Source organism: Neobacillus massiliamazoniensis, from assembly GCF_001048695.1.
Lineage (GTDB): Bacteria > Bacillota > Bacilli > Bacillales > Cytobacillaceae > Neobacillus > Neobacillus massiliamazoniensis.
The window spans coordinates 763,581-782,320 of the sequence record NZ_CVRB01000001.1 but is presented as its reverse complement, the minus strand read 5'-3'; the positions used below and the strand labels follow the sequence as shown (position 1 = coordinate 782,320).

Genomic DNA, 18,740 nt, shown 5'->3' with positions numbered 1-18,740 from the left:
TTTTTTGGAACTAATTGGTAATAATGCCCTAAATCTTAAAACTAACGACACATTTTTTTGCATTTACGACCTATTTTTGGAGACTTACGACGTATTTTCGATAACTTACAACAATTTTTTGGGACTAAATGGTAATAACGCCCTAATTCTGAAAACTAACGACATATTTTTTTGCATTTACGACCCAATTTTGGAGACTTACGACGTATTTTCGTTTACTTACTACATTTTTTGAGAAAAATTGGTAATCACACACTAATTATGAAAACTAATTCTCTTTTTTGTGTGTTCACTTTTTAGAATAATTTAAAATGGTCATCAAATATCGGTACATTATTTTATGTGAAAACTTGAAGTGAATTAATGAAGCCAAGAGCATTATTGTTTGGAATTGTGAACATCTATGATATTTTGTATATGGAGAATATTTATTAATAAATTGGAGTGAAATCAACCATGAATAAGCAAGTAATTGTCTATACAGCAGACGGTTGTATTGAATGCTCCCTGGTCAAACAGATGTTGACGGAAGAGGGCATCGAATTTGAGACAAGGGACCTGTTAGCCAACCCAGAATATCAAGAAGAAGTGGAAAAGTATGGGTTTTTAGGGATTCCTGTAACCGTAGTTGGCGATCGAGCTGTAAAAGGCTTTACCAATGAATTAAGAGAACTTATCGAGTTAGCGACCTCGAAAAATTAGGGCTGACGAAAAAAGAGGGTGTAAAATTAAAAAGGTTTTACACTCTTTATTTTTGCAAAAGACTATATTACTATAATTTTCTAAATGGATGTAAATCTCCAAATTCTAACAAGACATTTTTCTTTACATCGTAGTTTTATAGGTTTATTATGAACTTAATTTAATACATGCGATACCTACTAGGGGTGCCCAATTGCCGGGCTGAGAGAAAACTTAAAAGTTTTTAACCCTTTGGACCTGATCTGGATAATACCAGCGTAGGCAAGTAGTCAAAGGATATTTTATTGCCTTTCTTACTCAACCAGGTCTAATTTAGATCTGGTTTTTTATTTTTATCTAAGGGGAGATTGAAATGGAAAAAACAAACCTGCACGAAACTTTACAAAAAGTGAGAGAGAGAAATCCGCTAGTACATAACATCACAAATGTGGTAGTAACGAATTTTACGGCAAACGGACTGCTTGCATTAGGTGCCTCTCCGGTCATGGCTTACGCAGCTGAAGAAGTGGCGGATATGGCTAAGATTGCTAGTTCATTAGTTTTAAATATTGGGACGTTAAACTCTCAGACCGTGGAATCTATGATCATAGCTGGAAAATCAGCCAATGACAATAATGTTCCTGTCATTTTTGACCCGGTTGGCGCTGGGGCTACTCTTTACCGAACTGAAACTTCACAAAGAATCATGAAAGAAGTTAAGGTCTCCATCATCAGGGGGAATGCTGCCGAAATCGCCAATGTCGTAGGTGAGAAATGGGAAATTAAGGGCGTAGATGCAGGTGAGACAAAAGGAAATGTCGTTGACCTCGCCAAAACAGCTGCCCAAAAAATGAATTGCGTTGTAGTTATTACAGGAAAAGAGGATGTCATAACAGATGGGGAAACAACGTATGTAGTGGCTAACGGACATCCGATTTTAACTAAGGTGACAGGCACCGGCTGTTTATTAACCTCTGTCATTGGAGCTTTTGCAGGAGTAGAGAAGGATTTACTTCAGGCTGCCGTTGCTGCTTTAACATACTATGGAATCGCGGCCGAAAAAGCTGTCAAACAAACGGCGGAACAAGGTCCTGGCAGCTTCCAAATCGAATTTTTGAACCAATTATCACTGGTTTCTGAAGTAGATATCAATCAGTTCAGTTCAGTCAGGAGAGGGTAACCATGATAAAAAAAGCTTTAACGATCGCAGGTTCTGACAGCGGCGGAGGAGCAGGGATTCAAGCTGACTTAAAGACGTTTCAAGAACTAGAGGTTTTTGGGATGTCGGCATTGACGGCGGTTACCGCTCAAAATACATTAGGAGTTCACGGTGTGTATCCGATGACAGCAGAAGCAGTCGCAAAACAAATCCAAGCCATCGGTGATGATATCGGTGCGGACGCGTTAAAAACAGGAATGCTTTTTAATGCTGAAATCATCCAAGTTGTTGCGGAAAATCTTCAAAAATTTGCTTGGGAAAATGTCGTAGTCGATCCAGTGATGATTGCAAAAGGGGGAGCTCCTTTGCTGCTGGAGGAAGCGGTTACCGCTTTGAAAAAATATTTACTGCCGCTTGCTAAAGTCATTACGCCGAACATTCCGGAAGCGGAAGTGTTGACTGGGCTTGTGATTCGGACTATTGAGGATAAAAAGGACGCAGCTAAAAGTCTGTTTAACCTCGGGGTGAAAAATATCGTTATTAAAGGCGGTCATGATGACGACACGTCTGAATCTGCTGATTTATTTTTCGATGGAAAAGAATTCTACACTTTTACAAGTAAGCGAATTCCTACGAAAAACACACATGGAACAGGCTGCACCTTTTCAGCAGCGCTGACTGCAGAGTTGGCAAAGGGGGCAACCGTTTATGACGCGGTTGTCACTGCCAAGGATTTTATTCAGGCAGCGATTGAAGACCAATTAGAAATCGGTCAAGGGCATGGTCCAACCAACCATTGGGCTTATCGAAAAAGAGAGTTGGCTAGAAAATGACAAATTTACAAGAGGCTTTAAAAGTTTATTTTATTATGGGGAGTACGAATTGCTTGGAGGAACCTGCTGAAGTATTAAAAAAAGCAATTGCGGGTGGAATAACATTTTTTCAATTCCGCGAAAAGGGTGAAGGTGCTCTAAACGGGGCTAAAAAATATGCACTCGCCAAGAAGCTTCAAGGAATGTGTAAAGAGCATCAAATCCCTTTTCTCGTTAACGATGATATTGAGTTGGCACTCGAACTTAATGCTGATGGTGTTCATATTGGTCAGGAGGATGAGCCGGTTAGCGTAGTACGTGAAAAAATCGGCGATAAAATTCTTGGTGTATCCGTTCACACGTTTGATGAGGCAACATCTGCACTGAAGGATGGTGCTGATTATTTTGGCATTGGACCTATTTTTCCGACAAAAACGAAGGAGGATGCAAAGCCATCTAGAGGGACGGTTCTTATTGAAGCATTACGGGAAAATGGTATTAACATTCCTATCGTCGGCATTGGCGGGATCAACAGTGAAAATGCCCAATCCGTTATCGCGGCGGGTGCCGACGGTGTTTCAGTGATAACGGCGATCAGTCATGCGGAGTCACCTAAAGAAGCTACTAGGGCTTTAAAAATAAGTGTAGATGGTAAAAGGTGAAATATGAACAAAACATATAAATTAACCTTGACCGCAATGATGATTGCAATTGGCACCATCTCAAGCAATTTGTTTTATATTCCGATTGGATTTACGAAGGTATTTCCTGTTCAGCACTTTTTGAACGTCATTTCAGCGGTGCTGCTAGGTCCTTATTATGCTGTAGCTCAGGCTTTTTGTGTTTCTCTGCTAAGAAACATGATGGGAACTGGTTCGATTTTTGCTTTTCCGGGAAGTATGGTCGGAGCACTGTTGGCCTCTCTGTTATATTGGAAAACTAAAAAAATATATTTTGCTTTTATCGGTGAGGTAGTGGGGACGGGAATCATCGGCGCCATTCTTTGCTATCCGTTAGCAACCCTTTTCCTTGGTCAAAAAGCGACTCTTTTTGGATTTATTCCATTATTTATTTTTAGCTCGTTTGCCGGAGCGTTGCTAGGTTTTGTCATTCTTACTGTTTTTTTAAGAAAGAAAGCCATAATTCTCGAAAACTAAGTAAGTATTTGGGGATTGAGTGGGGTAGATCTCTGAAGTTGATGGACCCACGAAATTCTCCGTTTTATTCTTTTTCCCTAAATTAACCGAGAGGAGAAAGCAAATGGCTGTAGATTTTGATATCATTTCACAAGAAGTAGAGGCTCGAGAAAAGGAGCTAATCGAATTATTGAGCAAACTGATTTCGTATCCGACTGTAAGTCCTCCAGCCCGCAATACGAATGAGGTGCAGGAATTTATAAAAGAGTATTTGGAAGAATTGGGATTTAGTACGGATAAGTGGGATGTGTATCCGGGAGACCCTAATGTAGTAGGTGTCTTAACCGGAGGCGACTCTCGTAATTTTAATAGTTTGATCATAAATGGTCATGTTGATGTTGCTGAAGTGGGCGATGATAAAGAATGGAGTTTTTCACCATTTAAAGCTGTAATGAAGGATCCCTATATTTATGGTCGTGGAGTAGCCGATATGAAGGGCGGAATAGCGGCTTCCCTAATCGCTATTAAACTGTTAAAAGATCTCGGCGTTACCCTTCGAGGGGATCTGCAATTTCAATCGGTCATTGGCGAGGAAGTTGGCGAGGCTGGGACACAGGCATGTGTGGAAAGAGGGTACACAGCTGACTATGCCGTGGTTGTCGATACGAGCGACTTACATATTCAAGGTCAAGGTGGGGTCATCACAGGTTGGATTACGATTCAAAGCAGAGAGACCTTTCACGATGGACTTCGGAGGAAGATGATTCACGCTGGTGGCGGGGTAAAAGGAGCCAGTGCGATTGAAAAAATGATGAAGATTATTGCGGGACTGCAGGAATTGGAACGCCATTGGGCTGTCACAAAGAGGTATGAGGGTTTTCCTCCAGGAACCAATACGATTAATCCAGCGGTAATTGAAGGTGGCAGACATGCTGCATTTATTGCCGATCGGTGTGCTCTTTGGGTGACCGTTCATTTTTATCCAAATGAAGATTATGAAGATGTCATAAAGGAAATCGAACAGCATATCACTGCTGTTGCAAAAGCGGATCCGTGGCTTAAGGAGAATCCACCACAATTTGTCTGGGGCGGAAAATCGATGATCGAAGACCGTGGCGAAATTTTTCCTTCATTAGAAATTGACTCGAATCATCCAGGGACAAAGGCTTTAGTCCAATCTTATGAAAAATCGTTGTCCCATCAGCCGGTAATCGGCATGTCCACCTCAGTTAACGATTCAGGCTGGCTTGGACGCGCTGGTATTCCAACCGCCACTTTTGGTCCGGGAAAATTAGAGGATGCGCATGCTGTGGATGAAAAGGTTGAGATTCGTCAACTGCTTGATTTTACAAAGGTTTTAGCTGGATTTATTGCCGATTGGTGCAACACGAGGAAGGGAGAGAAACAATAATGAAATTTTCTCAAAGGCTTTTTCAAAAAGTAAAGGACATCTGGGAAAAGACTCATCAGCATCCATTCGTCGTTGGGATTGGTACTGGCAATTTGGCTGTTGAATCCTTCATTCGTTACATGAAACAGGACTACGTGTTTTTAATCGATTATTCTAAGCTGTTTGCCTTCGGTACTGTTAAGGCAAGGGACCTCGAGACGATGGCAGCTTTTGCAAAGCTTTTAGATGAGACATTACATGGGGAAATGGACCTGCACCGCCAGTATGCTGCTAGGTTTGAAATTACCCGCCTCGAGCTTGAAGAAACGAAGCCGACACCGATCAATTTAGCTTATACCAGGTATATGCTGAATGTGGCCCAGAATGGGTCACTAGAGGAACTAATCTCAGCGCTGCTACCATGTATGTGGAGTTATTGGGAGATTGGAAAAATGCTGGAGGAAAAATATCCTGGAGCGAGTGACCATCCATTTTATGGAGAATGGATTAAAATGTATTCCTCCGATGAATTCGGCTCTTTAGCGGAATGGCTTATTAATTTGTTAGATCAATTGACTGATGGAAAATCAGAGCGGGAGTTAAGTGTTTTAGAGGATCACTTCCTGACCACTTCTCGTTTCGAGTATATGTTTTGGGATATGGTCCATGAAGGAGGAGATTGGCCTGTCTGATTCAACAATGCTCTCAGTTGAAGAATTAACATATGCTTTTGATGGAAAAAAATCGATTTTTCATAGCTTATCAATTGATGTAAGGCCGGGTGAATTTGTTTCAGTCATTGGTCCGAGTGGATCTGGGAAGAGTACGCTTTTTAAATTGATCACTGGATTGTTGGAGCCGGACCATGGGGAAATTCAAATCATGGGTGAAAGGACTGAACAAAGATTAGGTAAAGTGGGGTATATGCCACAAAAGGATTTGTTGATCCCTTGGAAAACCGTTTTGGAAAATGTTGTCCTGCCCCTTGAAGTGAGAAAAGAAAGCAAGCATCAGAAGCTGGCGGAAATTCGCGAATGGTTATCACGTTTTGGGTTAGCGGATTATGAAAAAGCTTATCCACATGAATTATCCGGGGGAATGAGGCAGCGAGCCGCTTTTTTAAGAACCATCATGACGGGAAAAGACCTATTACTGTTAGATGAACCGTTTGGGGCACTCGATTCTTTAACGAAGCGGAATATGCACAGCTGGTTATTAGGGCTGTGGGGGGAACTGCAAAAGACCGTTTTGTTCATTACTCATGATTTAGAAGAGGCTATCTTGTTAAGCGACCGGATTTATTTACTTAAGGATGAGGGCGTTCACGAAATGAGGGTGAACCTTCCAAGACCAAGAAGTTCGGAATTAATCTATCAGCCAGAGTTTATGGCAATGAGAAAAGAACTGGAGTGGCTGATTCATCATGAAAGTTAAATGGAAAAAATGGACAGGAGACTATGGCCTATTTATACTCGTTGCCATTCTCCTTGTCAGCATATGGGAATGGGTAGTAAGACAAGGTCTGATTCCTTCCTTTATATTACCTGCGCCATCGGCGATTTGGAATTCGCTGTTGCAAAACTGGCAGCTTTTGTTTGAGGTTCATTTGCCTGCCACCCTAAAGGAAGTTTTGATCGGATTTGGGCTGTCGCTTGTTGGCGGTCTCCTGCTGGGGGTGGGAATGCACTTTTTCCGCACGCTCGAAAAAGTCCTTTATCCGTTTCTAGTTATCTCCCAAACGATACCGTTAATTGCAATATCTCCTATTTTTATTATGTGGTTTGGGTATTCAATTTGGAGCAAGGTGGCCGTTACGATTTTAACAGCCTTTTTTCCCATTGTTGTGAGTACATATGATGGGTTAAAAACGGGGGGATCGGAATACGAGGAATTGCTGCTTACGATGGGGGCAAACCGCTGGACAATTTTTAAAAAAATAAAGGTACCGCTGGCATTGCCATCGATCTTTTCCGGTTTGAAAATGTCAGTTGTATACTGTGTTGTTGGTGCAACGATAGGGGAATGGCTTGGGGCAAGTGAAGGATTGGGGTACTTCAGTAGACGCATGTCAGGAAACTTGCAGGCTGATGCCGTGTTTGCCGCTATTTTGTTGCTTTCTTTATTAGGGATTGTGTTATTTCTGCTGATAAGTTTAATAGAAAAACAGTTTTTAAAATATAGAATGAGATAAAGGGATGGGATTTTAGTGAAAAAATGGCTTTTGGTAATGAGTAGTTTATTTTTACTATTATTAACTGCGTGTGATGGGGGAACAAGTAAATCTGCGAGTTCAGATGGAAAACTACAAAAAGTGAATATAATGCTGGACTGGTATCCGAACGCAGTTCACTCGTTTCTTTATACAGCACAAGAAAAGGGCTATTTTAAAAAGCAAGGCTTGGATGTTAATATTCAAATGCCTGCGGATACAAATGACCCGCTTAAACTTGTAGCGGCAGGTAAAATTGATATGGCGCTTAGCTATCAACCGGAGGTATTAGTGGCCCGCGGTGAGAATATTCCAGTCCGTTCGTTTGCCGCAATCGTTCGCCATCCACTTAATCATTTGATGTTCCCAGCGGATAGTTCAATTCATTCTCCAAAGGATTTAGCTGGAAAAACGGTAGGCTATCCATCTATTCCACTGGATGAGGCGATTATTAATACGATGGTGAAAACGGATGGCGGTGATCCACAGAAAGTGAAAATGGTCGATGTGGGCTGGGATTTGATTCCGGCAATGGCAACGAAAAAAACCGATGCTTTGATCGGGGGATATATCAATCACGAGAAGCTATTGCTTGATAAAGAGGGTCACCCAATGCGTACCTTAAATCCTACTGACTATGGCGTTCCGGATTATTATGAATTAGTGATGGTGGGCAGTGAAAAAGGATTGAAGGAAAAACCTGATGTGTATAAGAAGTTTATGGCAGCCGTTAGGGAGGGCCAAAAGTATGTGGCCGCCAATCCTGAGGAAGGACTGTCAATATTAATGAAGCACGAGGACAAATCGTCACCTCTTGACAAGGATGTCGAAACAAAAAGCTTACAAATCCTCCTCCCATTAATGGATGCAAAAGACAAACCATTCGGCTACCAAGACCCTGAGTCCTGGAATAAAGTTGCCAAGTGGCTAAAAGATAGCAAAGTCATAAACCAAAACGTTAATCCGCAAGACGCGTTTATTAACCTTTAATATTGATTGGGTGTCAGGCACCATCGTGCCTGACACCCATAAGTAAAAGCTAGGCTGCGGCCTAGCTTTTTGATAGTTCAAGTTTTTTATTTTTCATAAATCTTACGTACATTAGTAAGAAAACTAAGGAGCTTAAAAATCTTAGGACAGTGGATATTCCCATGGCTGATTGCATTCCGTTTTGATCTAACAGCCATATCCCGATTTGTGGTGCGATAAAGGCCATAAACGATAAGAGTACATTATAGGAGGTAATGCAATACGTTCTTTTTTCCACGGGGGATTGCTCTAACAAAAGGTTGAATAAAAGTAGTGTCGTACCTGAAACAAAAAATCCCGAACTCATGGAAACAACGGTTAAATAATAGAGATTGGTGGATAGTACATTCAAAATCGGAGCAGTCGACATTCCAAGTGCTACCCAAAAGAAAATGAGGGTATTTGATTTTTGCTCGGCCCATTTTTTCCATAACGGAAAGGAAAAGATCTGTACCAATTGATTGGCGACGGAAAAAATACTAATCCAAAGGATAGTAGCATGAGCATATCTGACATTATAAATATTGAAGAGACCCCAAGCCATCTGCCATGTGAAGTTAAAACATAATGCCGCAATCAGGAACCATCTATACCCATGATCCTTAAAAATTGACCAATCCATAAAAGCATTCCTTTGGGCTATATCTGTTTTTGGATGAACCGTTTCTTTATGCTTCATTAAAAATAATACTTCAAGAAGTCCAAAAATAAATGCCATGATAAATAAAATCTGATAGGCTGCTGCGTTGTTTGTCTGCTGTTTCATCACAATCCCAATGAGTAGCATCGAAATCATTCCAACAATGGTTAATAACCGATTTCGGTCGCTGAAAAATGTCCCTCTTCGTTCTTCGGAAATCATGCCGCTAATCAGTGTTTGCCAGCCAATATTTGAGATGGTTCCTGGCACGTTCATTAGGGCAACGATCATTAAAAAAATCCAAGATTGGTAGGAAGATTGAAAATAAATCACCCCAGCTAGAAGTACAAACAATACCCTTGCCGCAAAAACGGACATAGCAACTGTTTTCTTTTGTCGTTCTAATCGATTTAATAGAATTGCTGTCGGAATTGTCATGATTAATGCGACCAAAGGTGGAAGGGAACTTATTAAGCCAACCTGATAATTGGTAGCATTAAGAATGGAGATGGCGAAAATCGGAAAATAATTGCCTGCAAGGTTGACAGCGATGATAGACACCATTCCATGATAGATACTTATTTTTTCATTATATGTACGCATGTGTCTTCACCATTTCCCCCATATTAATATACAAAGTTATTATACATGCAAAATACTTCGAATTACCAAATAATTTTAAAAAATTTATTGGAAGGGAGAGGTGCTTTTTATGCCATTGCAGGAACATGCTATAATTAAATAACTTACATAAGGAAGGACGTGAAAACATGGCCGTTAAGCAATCCCATATGACGGGAATTAATGAACCGCAATATATTCCTCCACAAGGAGATTACGAAACCTTTCGTGATGAAAATCATTTTAAGGAGAAGCTGAAGGAATGGGGGTTATCTTCAGCTAAAAAGGAATTTTGGTACAAGGATCGATCCAACCAGCTCCTTGTTACAATTAAAGGATATGAAACCTACGGCAAAACTGATCAATTTAACACTGTTGTGATTGAATTTCACGATGGAAAATTAAGTTGCATTCATCCCGCTTATTTAAAAGAAATGCAGCAATCAAGCTTTGGAAAGGAAAGCTTGATTGGGGTAGAGGAAGTAGGGAACGGTACCGACTCCACTGCAGTTGAGGAGCATTCAAAGGCTAACGAAGTAACAGAAGTGGAAACGAAAACGGAGCCGTCCAGCGATAAGAAAGCGGACGAAAAACCTGTCCGATCAAAAGAATCAAAACCAAAGAAAGAAAAAGCGGCAAAACTTGAACTTCCTGCGGATAAAGTGCATTTTACAGCAAGTGTCAAACAGTTTGCACTTACTTATAATGCTTTTAACGAGGAAAATGACGAAGTGGTTGTTCTTGAAAATGTTCAAATTGCGCAGGAGAATCCAATTGATCTTGGTCTAGCTTGGTGCAGCCACAGCAAAACTTTGAAAAAGCTCGAACTCGCACCAGGAGAATCCTTGGAATTCGACGGAAAAGTCGTAGCCAAGAAGCTAGCAAAGGGAAAAGACGTTGAGGAAGAATTTCTCGTCGATGTTCCTGTGCTATATAAAATCAACAATCCATCCAAAATAATCAAAAAGTAAATGGGGCCTACAAGGTCCCATTTGTTTTACACTGAATTCAAACTATGTCCACTCCACACGTACATTTATCCACGGACGGTGCCTGACAATATGAGTTATGTAAACTAGGTGCCTGACAACATCAGTATTGGAGTGATTGGTATTCCGGTCTGGTTATGAGGTTCATGAGGTAGGCTGAGTTTTTGGAGTCGGGTTTTCTTTTTTTGTTTAGGAAGTCAATGATAGTGTTGGCGGTTCGGATGCCTACTCCGTGGCCGTAGTATTGGTCGTCTCCAAAGTAGATGACATTTTCTGCTCTCCAATGCGGTTGTTTTGGGTCAAAATCAGGATTATTGAAATGAAGGACATCGCCTGGTAAAAAATCATCCCCATACTTTTGATGTACAGGCAGGTCTTCATCAAATTGCCAGTCCATTAAATAGAGGTTGGCAAACAGATGGTCAAACTTTTTACTCCCAATGGAATAAAGGGTCGCAATATAGAGGACAATAGCAATCGCAGTGGAGCATTCAAATGCATATAAGGTGCCATTTTTAAGGATGTCAAGAATGGCAGCTGAAGGAGTACTATCCTTTTTTAAAAGAAAGCCCCCATTACTCAAACGGTCCCAATACTCTTTATTACAGAAGGCATAAGCAAACGTCGTAAACTTTGCACCGCTATCATTAAGTTCTCTTGCTGCCTTCATGGTATTCATTCTAAAAGTAAGTTCAAATTTTAATTGATTAACTGTAAGGTAATGATAGTTTTTCTGATAGGCTGCCTTTTGTTTAATGATGGCTTTCTCTTCTTTATTTGACATCTCTTGAAAAAGTTTATCTGGCTCAACAGTTTGACCATTAATCAATATCATTTTTTTCCTCCTGTGTGGGAAAATCAACTCCTCTTAAAAAAATATGAAACATTGAAATTGAATATTTATGTATTTTTAAAAAAAGCTCTGTTAAACTTGTTTGTTGATTTCCACTCCAGGCGCTCGCTTTCCGCGGGCGGTTCGGGAGCCTCCTCGGCGCAAGCGCCTGCGGGGTCTCCCTTGATCCGTTTATCCCGCAGGAGTCTCGCGCCTTCCGCTCCAATCAACATATTGGCAAAATCAACAATGTGATTTAACACAGCCAAAAAAACAAAAGCACCTCCAAAAGAGGTGCAGTCGATAATGAAAACCTATTACTATCTCAATATTTCGCGATCACGGGAGACTCGTGACTTCAGTAACCTCCATCCGGTTAAAAAAGCACAGACTAAACAAATGGATGCTGAGCCAATGAAAACAACATGCATACCGTCTAGAAAAATATCAGGGCGATTAGGGATAAGCCCAGTTACCCGATAGCCGGCTTTTGCACTCATGACTCCGAACAAAGTGGTTGTAGCAACGGAAATTCCTACTACCATCCCGACATTTCGAACAAGAGAATTAACACTCCCGACAACTCCCAGCATTGATCTTGGGGCGGTTGACATAACCAAAGAATTATTTGGCGATTGGAAAAGACCGCTTCCTAAACCTAGCATGGCGACGAGAACTCCTACAAAGGTAATCGAACTTCCGTCATGAAGCGTAGCAAGTCCAAATTGTGCCAGGACCATCACGAGTAAACCAATAAATGTTAATAATTCTTGACCGATTTTATCTGATAATGCTCCGCTTAATGGGGCAACAATCGCCATGGTGATCGGAAATAGCATAAGGAGAAATCCCGCACTTAGAGGCGAAAGGTGCAAAATATCTTGGGTATAAAATGGAGCGATAATATTAAAACAGAAATTCGCTACAAACACGAGAAAACCAACCAAAATACTTAACGAAAACAATGGATTTTTGAATAACGAAAGATGCAGCATTGGTTCTGATTTTTGTGATTCTACCCGCAAAAATACGATAAAACAAATGAGAGCTAGCGCAAAAGCGGACAGAATTCGGATATCACTGTAGCCAACTTGTTGTCCCAGCAAGAGCCCTGAAAACAATGAGATGACAGAGATTGAGAATAATAGACTTCCAGCAATGTCGAACTTTACATGTAAAAAGGTGAGATCCTTCGGCAATATTCTCCAAGCAAAGGCGATGGCAATGAGCCCGATAGGGACATTGACCCAAAAGATATAATTCCAACCGAAAGCGGAAACTAGTAGGCCACCAAGACTCGGCCCGGCAATGGCTCCGAGAGAAACAAAGGTCCCGACAAGCCCAAGTGCTTTTCCACGCTCATGAGCAGGGAAAATATCGGTTACAATTCCTTGACTGTTGGCCATGGTCATGGAAGCACCAAGAGCTTGAACAATTCGAAAAAGAACAAGCCATGACAAGGAAGTACTAAATCCACATAAAAGAGAACCAATCAAAAAAATGACCGTTCCGATTTTAAAAATTTTTATTTTACCAAACATATCTCCTAATTTACCAAAAAACAAAATAAGTGTACAAATAGCAATTAAGTAGCTGCTGACCACCCATTCTGTTTTTGCAATCGGTAAATGGAGATATTTGGATATTTCAGGAAGGGCAATATTCACAATACTCGAATCAAGTGTGGACATAAAAACAAACAAATTGAGAATGACCAAAATAGTCCAGCGTTTTTGCTGAACATAGGGGTCTTCTTGGTACGTTTTTGCTTGAGAATTCAAGAGTAACACCTCATTTAATGTTAATAGTTGCGGGTGCAACTATTCTGCTAGGAACAGTCTAATCGAATTTTGTTGCACGCGCAACTATTATTGATTAAAATTTTTTTAGGACCGATAAAAAGGAGCCATGGATATGGATAGAAAACCGATTGCCAAATTGCTATCTTGTATGAACCGTCAGATTCAAAAAAACTTAACCAAAGAACTAAAACCATATCAATTAAGCGGCGGTGGACAGTCTAGCTTTTTGATTGAAATCTTGAATCGCCCGGGAATTAATCAAGATCAATTGACGACTGAATTGAAATTCGATAAAGCTACAACGGCGCGGGCGGTAAAGCATCTTGAAAATACAGGATACATCGTGCGTAAAATAGCTGAAAACGATCGCCGTTCTTATCGTCTTTATCCAACACAAAAAGGAGTGGATTTCCATCCAATCCTGCTGGGGATATTGGAATCTGTTAACAATCAGCTCACCCGGCAACTCACACAAGGAGAACAAGAGCAATTAATCTCTTTGCTGAAAAAATTAAATGTAGATGGCGGGGAAATATAGCTAAAAACCATTTTAAAAAAATTGTTAAACATTTGTGAACAGAACAGGTGTTTTGTTTATTGATATAGAATGATTACTATATAAAAGAATTTAGGAGGGATCAGCTTGTCTTTTTCGTTTATTCATGCTGCGGATATTCATTTAGATAGTCCGTTAACGGGTTTGGAGCAATATGAGGGGGCGCCAGTGGATAAAATCCGCAGTGCAACCCGGGATGCGTTTAAGAATTTAATAGATACCGCGATCGAAAATCGAGTTTCCTTCATTATTATTGCCGGAGATTTATATGATGGGGACTGGAAGGATTACAATACCGGATTATTTTTCGCCAGCCAAATGGTCCGCCTACAAAAGGAAAATATTCAAGTGTTCCTTATCCGTGGGAATCACGATGCTGCTAGTTTAATATCAAAGGAATTAAAGCTTCCTGATAATGTGACCGAGTTCTCTACTAAACATGCAGAAACCCATACCCTCGACGACCTCGGTGTAGCGATACATGGACAAGGGTTTGCCTCCCGATCAGTCGAAGAAAATCTTGTGAAAAACTATCCGTCACGAAAAGAGGGTTATTTTAATATCGGGATCCTCCACACGAGCGCCAATGGCCGGGAAGGACATGAAACGTATGCGCCATGCTCGATTGATGATATGAAGGAAAAGGGGTATGACTACTGGGCATTAGGCCATATCCACAAACGCGAGCTGCTACATGAAGCCGAACCTGTCATTTTATTCCCTGGAAACATCCAAGGCAGGCATATTAAAGAATCAGGCGATAAAGGCTGTACGCTTATCACGGTGGAGGACGGTGCGATCCATTCTTTAATCCACCTATCACTTGATGTATTGCGGTGGGAGCTATGTGAATTGGATGCAAGCAGGAGCGAAAGCGTTGATAATTTACTCGATGAAGCCCGTGAATTGTTAGAAAAGAAATATCAAGAAGTCCAAGGCCGATTTTTAGCGGTAAGATTTCGTATCTACGGGACAACGAAAATCCACCAGGAACTGATTGTTGATAAAGATCATTTAATCAATAATATAAGATCGCTAGCGTTAGAGATTGGGCTCGGTGATATTTGGGTTGAAAAAATCAAAATGGAAACCTCCCGCCTGATCAATATTGAAGAATTAAAGGCCCAGCACACACCGGTTGCTGTCATTTTAGATTATATCAAGGATGTTGCCGAAAATGATGAAATATTGCAGGAATTGCTTTCTGAATTTCAGGATATTCAACAAGCCCTGCCATATGAATTACGAAACGCAGCAGAAGGCTTTAATTTTAACGATACGGAATTAATTAAAAAACGTTTAGCGGATGTCGAGGACTTAATTCTTTATTATTTAACCAAAACGGAGGTGAATGCATAATGAGATTTGATCACTTGAATATTCGAGCGTTTGGCCATTTTACCGATTATGAGCTATTATTTGATCCGTCCAAAAACTTTCATTTAATTTACGGACCAAACGAAGCAGGAAAGAGTACGACCTTACGTTCCATAACTCATTTTTTATACGGATTCCCAGTTCAAACAAATGATGCTTTTCTCCATAGTAATACAAAACTCCGTATTGAAGGTCTACTTAAAAAAGCGAATGGTCAAGAACTCTTTTTCGCACGGCGGAAAGGGAATAAAAACACGGTGCTTGATGGCAATGAAAAGCCTCTGAACGAAGAGTTGGTGAACGAATTTTTAAATGGCATCACGAAAGAGCATTTTTTAAATATGTTTGCCCTAGACCATGTCCGACTTCGTGAAGGCGGCGACAGCTTGCTGCAAAGCGGTGGTAATTTAGGGGAAAGCCTATTTTCCGCTGCCTCTGGCATTAGCATGCTTCGCAAGGTATTTGAGGATTTAGAGAAAAAATCAGGTGAAATTTATAAAAAGAAAGCTCAAACACCAAGGCTAAATAAACTACTTAAAGAGGAAAAAGAACTAGCGAAAGATATTGCCAATTGCCAATTAAAAATTCAAGCATGGAAAGACCTTGAAAGAACTTTTACCGAAAGTAAAAAAAAGATCGAAGACATTCATCAACAAATCAAGGCATTAAGAAGCGAACAGGAAAAGCTGAAACGGATAAAGGAAGCACTACCGAAAATGGCAAAGCTCAGGGAAGTAACGAAAAAGCTTGTAGAGCTTGGTGAAGTTCCCAATGTACCTGAAAATCTAGAAGGGCTTCGGGAGGCTGCACAATCCAAACAAAACAATGCCCAAAATTACAAGCAGAGGGCGAAACAAGACTTAGTCGAACTTGAAGACAAATTAATGAAAATCAAGATTCCGGAAGGTTTGATTGAACAAGCTTCCTTAATTAACGATCTTTATCTTGACCTAAAAAATTATCAAGATAATCTTAAAAAGCTCCCATTAATCCAAGGGGAATACAAGCTCCTTGAAGAACGAGTCCTGTCATTCATGAAAGAAATTGATTCTCTTCAAGCTGGATTAGATAACATTGATTTATTTCGTTTGTCAGCAGAGAAAAAGGAAACGATTCGCGCCCTTTGTAAAGACCAACCATTACTTGAACAAAAATTTGAAAATAATAAAAGTGCTTTAAGAGCACTTGACGATGAACTTCAACTGAAACAGGAGGAATTAGCTAAAATTACTGATCTTCCAGATATTCATGAACTCGAGAATGTCATTGATATCGTAAAGCGTGCGGGCGATATTGAGGGAAATATCCAGAAGCTAGAAATACAAATTGAAGAAAAGAAAAATCAAATAAACGAAAAGATGAGACATTTACCTTTATGGACAGGAACGTACCAGGAGTTAGTTGAACTGCAAATCCCTAGATTAATGGAAACCGTAAAGAAATTTGAAAAGGAACGGATTGACTTTTTAAACAGCTTACAAACGACACAAAAACAAATAAAATTTCAAAAAGATGAAATTGAAAAACATTATGAGCGAATCGCTGAGCTGGAGGAACTGGCTGAAATTCCGTCAGACGACAACTTACAGCGTGTACGGGAACATCGTGACAAAGGCTGGAAGCTGATTCGGACAAAGCTTCAGGAAGGAAGCTTGGATGAACAAGCAGAAGCTTTTACAAAAGGACAAGCTATTGAAACTGTTTATGAAGATAGTGTCCGAAATGCTGACCATGTTGCCGATAAGATGAGAATCGAAGCGGAGAAGGTCGGAATCAAGAATAAGCTTTTAACCGACATAGAAAAGTTTAAAAAGAATATTGCTGATTTAGAATCAGTAGAATTAGTCACTGAAGAAGAGTTAGATAAGTGGGAAGAGAAGTGGAAAGCTCTTTGGAGACCTGCAGGAATTAATCCATTGTCACCGGAAGAGATGCGAGAATGGTTAGAAAAGCATACTCAATTGAAAGAATTGGTCCAAAATCTGAAGAATGATGAATCAACTCTTCAGAGTAGCTTTGAAAAGAAGCTTCATATGAAGCAAGCTTTAATGAACGTTATGTCTAAATTTGTAGTAGCAAAAGACAATCAATCACTAGATGAATTGTTAATGATTGCTGAAAGGTACCAAAAGAAAATTAATGGAGATATCAATAATCAAAATAATCTTCAGGATGGTTTTAAAGAAATTAAGCGCAAAATGGAAAACTTAACGACAGTGAAAACAGAAATCAAAGAAAAAATGAACCGTTGGGAGTTCGAGTGGGCAAAAGCGATTGAGGGCACCCATATTTCAGAAACAACCCGCCCAACTGTTGCTGAAAGTTTACTAAATAAATATGAGGAAACAATTAAGGCGTATGACGAATTACAAAAGGTAGTGAACGAACAAATATCGCTTAGAGAACAAATCTCCTATTTTGAAAATCGGGTAAAAGAATTACTTCAAGTAGCACCCGTTCAATATGATGAACAACATTTCGATTTGGTTGTAAATCGACTGAATGCTGATTTACAACAGGCCACACGAGACAATGATTTATTCACTTCATTAAGTGAACAGTGTGAAAATCTTAAAGCAAGAATTAAAAAAGCTGTTAGTGAATGGAATGAAGCTGAAGAAACCCTTAACGGCCTGTTCAAGCTTGCTCAATGTGATTCGATTGTAGAATTAGAACAGATTGAAAGAAATGTTCAAACGAAGAAAGAATATGAAAGCAAAATAATAGAAATTGAGGAAGACCTGCTAACTCACGGAAACGGACGATCTCTCCAAGATATTATGGAAGAAGCCAAGCAAATTGAGCATGATAGTATTGAATTGGATTTAGAAGAAATTAAACGTAAGCTAGAGGATTTGGAACCGCAACGTTCTCAGCTTGAACAAGAACATGGGGTTGTGAAAAAAGAATATGAAGAAAAAATCCTCGGAAACAATACGGCCTCTGTTTTGGGTGAGCAAAAGAAAGAAAGCCTATTAGCACAGCTTTCGAATTTAACTGAACAATATATTCAGGTCAAGCTCGCAACTGCACTTTTGCAAAAAGGGATTGAGCATTATCGGAATCAAAATCAGGACCCAATCCTTCGCCGGGCAAGTGAGATTTTTTCAAGATTAACACTGCAATCTTTTGCTGGGCTATCCGTCGATTATGATGAAAAAGATCAGCCCGTCTTAATGGGAGTCCGAGATCATGGTGATAAGGTTTCTATTAATGGGATGAGTGACGGTACAACCGACCAACTCTATTTATCACTTCGGATTGCTAGCATTGAAAGATACGCAAATGAAAATGAGCCGATTCCATTAATCGTTGATGATATTTTGGTGCACTTCGACGATACACGTTCTAAAGAAACACTCAAGATTTTACTAGAATTATCAAAACAGACTCAAATAATCTTCTTTACTCACCATGCACGATTAGTGGAAATCATGAAGGAAATAGCTACAGATTCTACCTATCAGATAACCGAAATTAATAGTAATGTTCCGTTAAATGTTTAAA

General features: G+C 40.0%; 18 protein-coding genes and 1 riboswitch. Of the genes, 14 read left to right on the top strand and 4 right to left on the bottom strand.

Features of this window, described 5'->3' with window-relative positions; genetic code table 11:
• Window positions 1-456 precede the first annotated feature (456 nt).
• The 10 genes from BN1082_RS03770 to BN1082_RS03725 all read left to right on the top strand — a co-directional run bounded on the left by BN1082_RS03770 (window position 457) and on the right by BN1082_RS03725 (window position 8,377).
• Window positions 457-702, top strand: coding sequence for a glutaredoxin family protein (locus tag BN1082_RS03770; protein WP_090631044.1), 246 nt, complete (start codon window positions 457-459; stop codon window positions 700-702).
• Window positions 703-873: 171 nt separating this feature from the next.
• Window positions 874-983, top strand: a riboswitch (TPP riboswitch).
• Between the two features lie 71 nt (window positions 984-1,054).
• Window positions 1,055-1,861 carry a hydroxyethylthiazole kinase gene (gene thiM / locus BN1082_RS03765; protein WP_090631041.1) on the top strand — a complete coding sequence of 269 codons (807 nt, stop codon included), beginning with the start codon at window positions 1,055-1,057 and terminating at the stop codon, window positions 1,859-1,861.
• Between the two features lie 2 nt (window positions 1,862-1,863).
• Window positions 1,864-2,673 carry a bifunctional hydroxymethylpyrimidine kinase/phosphomethylpyrimidine kinase gene (gene thiD / locus BN1082_RS03760; RefSeq protein WP_090631037.1) on the top strand — a complete coding sequence of 270 codons (810 nt, stop codon included), beginning with the start codon at window positions 1,864-1,866 and terminating at the stop codon, window positions 2,671-2,673.
• Window positions 2,670-3,314, top strand: a complete 645-nt coding sequence (gene thiE / locus BN1082_RS03755) for a thiamine phosphate synthase (RefSeq protein WP_090631034.1) — start codon at window positions 2,670-2,672, stop codon at window positions 3,312-3,314. The genes thiD and thiE overlap by 4 nt, the downstream gene beginning before the upstream one ends.
• A gap of 3 nt (window positions 3,315-3,317) precedes the next feature.
• A complete protein-coding gene (gene thiW / locus BN1082_RS03750; protein ID WP_090631031.1) occupies window positions 3,318-3,809 on the top strand; it encodes an energy coupling factor transporter S component ThiW in 492 nt (163 codons plus the stop codon).
• Between the two features lie 103 nt (window positions 3,810-3,912).
• Window positions 3,913-5,199 (top strand): acetylornithine deacetylase, encoded by a 1,287-nt coding sequence (locus BN1082_RS03745; protein ID WP_090631028.1) that lies wholly within the window; start codon window positions 3,913-3,915, stop codon window positions 5,197-5,199.
• The gene (gene tenA, locus BN1082_RS03740) at window positions 5,199-5,870 is read left to right on the top strand and encodes a thiaminase II (protein ID WP_090631026.1); all 672 of its coding nucleotides are present in this window, start codon (window positions 5,199-5,201) and stop codon (window positions 5,868-5,870) included. Before BN1082_RS03745 ends, tenA begins: the two co-directional genes overlap by 1 nt.
• Entirely contained in the window at window positions 5,845-6,612 is a 768-nt protein-coding gene (locus BN1082_RS03735) for an ABC transporter ATP-binding protein (RefSeq protein ID WP_245640301.1), read from the top strand. Before tenA ends, BN1082_RS03735 begins: the two co-directional genes overlap by 26 nt.
• Window positions 6,602-7,369 carry an ABC transporter permease gene (locus BN1082_RS03730; RefSeq protein WP_090631020.1) on the top strand — a complete coding sequence of 256 codons (768 nt, stop codon included), beginning with the start codon at window positions 6,602-6,604 and terminating at the stop codon, window positions 7,367-7,369. The genes BN1082_RS03735 and BN1082_RS03730 overlap by 11 nt, the downstream gene beginning before the upstream one ends.
• 36 nt (window positions 7,370-7,405) lie before the next feature.
• Window positions 7,406-8,377 (top strand): ABC transporter substrate-binding protein, encoded by a 972-nt coding sequence (locus BN1082_RS03725; protein ID WP_090633133.1) that lies wholly within the window; start codon window positions 7,406-7,408, stop codon window positions 8,375-8,377.
• 61 nt (window positions 8,378-8,438) lie between these two features.
• On the opposite strand, the gene BN1082_RS03720 is transcribed toward BN1082_RS03725, so the two are convergent.
• Window positions 8,439-9,659, bottom strand: a complete 1,221-nt coding sequence (locus BN1082_RS03720) for an MFS transporter (protein WP_090631017.1) — start codon at window positions 9,657-9,659, stop codon at window positions 8,439-8,441.
• Between the two features lie 167 nt (window positions 9,660-9,826).
• Between BN1082_RS03720 and BN1082_RS03715 the strand changes: the two genes are divergently transcribed.
• Window positions 9,827-10,648 carry a hypothetical protein gene (locus BN1082_RS03715; RefSeq protein ID WP_090631014.1) on the top strand — a complete coding sequence of 274 codons (822 nt, stop codon included), beginning with the start codon at window positions 9,827-9,829 and terminating at the stop codon, window positions 10,646-10,648.
• A 121-nt stretch (window positions 10,649-10,769) separates the two neighbouring features.
• On the opposite strand, the gene BN1082_RS03710 is transcribed toward BN1082_RS03715, so the two are convergent.
• From BN1082_RS03710 to BN1082_RS03700, 3 genes are all read right to left on the bottom strand, one after another.
• Window positions 10,770-11,501, bottom strand: a complete 732-nt coding sequence (locus BN1082_RS03710; RefSeq protein WP_090631011.1) for a protein-glutamine gamma-glutamyltransferase — start codon at window positions 11,499-11,501, stop codon at window positions 10,770-10,772.
• A gap of 65 nt (window positions 11,502-11,566) precedes the next feature.
• On the bottom strand, window positions 11,567-11,761 hold the full coding sequence (locus tag BN1082_RS03705; protein WP_245640343.1) for a hypothetical protein: 195 nt from the start codon (window positions 11,759-11,761) through the stop codon (window positions 11,567-11,569).
• Window positions 11,762-11,818: 57 nt separating this feature from the next.
• Complete coding sequence (locus tag BN1082_RS03700) at window positions 11,819-13,288, bottom strand: MFS transporter (protein ID WP_090633129.1); 1,470 nt, start codon at window positions 13,286-13,288, stop codon at window positions 11,819-11,821.
• 124 nt (window positions 13,289-13,412) lie between these two features.
• Between BN1082_RS03700 and BN1082_RS03695 the strand changes: the two genes are divergently transcribed.
• The 3 genes from BN1082_RS03695 (at window position 13,413) to BN1082_RS03685 (ending at window position 18,739) form a co-directional block, all read left to right on the top strand.
• Window positions 13,413-13,838, top strand: coding sequence for a MarR family winged helix-turn-helix transcriptional regulator (locus BN1082_RS03695; RefSeq protein WP_090631008.1), 426 nt, complete (start codon window positions 13,413-13,415; stop codon window positions 13,836-13,838).
• 105 nt (window positions 13,839-13,943) lie between these two features.
• The gene (locus BN1082_RS03690; RefSeq protein WP_090631005.1) at window positions 13,944-15,215 is read left to right on the top strand and encodes a metallophosphoesterase family protein; all 1,272 of its coding nucleotides are present in this window, start codon (window positions 13,944-13,946) and stop codon (window positions 15,213-15,215) included.
• The gene (locus BN1082_RS03685) at window positions 15,215-18,739 is read left to right on the top strand and encodes a YhaN family protein (protein WP_090631001.1); all 3,525 of its coding nucleotides are present in this window, start codon (window positions 15,215-15,217) and stop codon (window positions 18,737-18,739) included. The genes BN1082_RS03690 and BN1082_RS03685 overlap by 1 nt, the downstream gene beginning before the upstream one ends.
• The last annotated feature ends 1 nt before the right edge of the window (window position 18,740 follow it).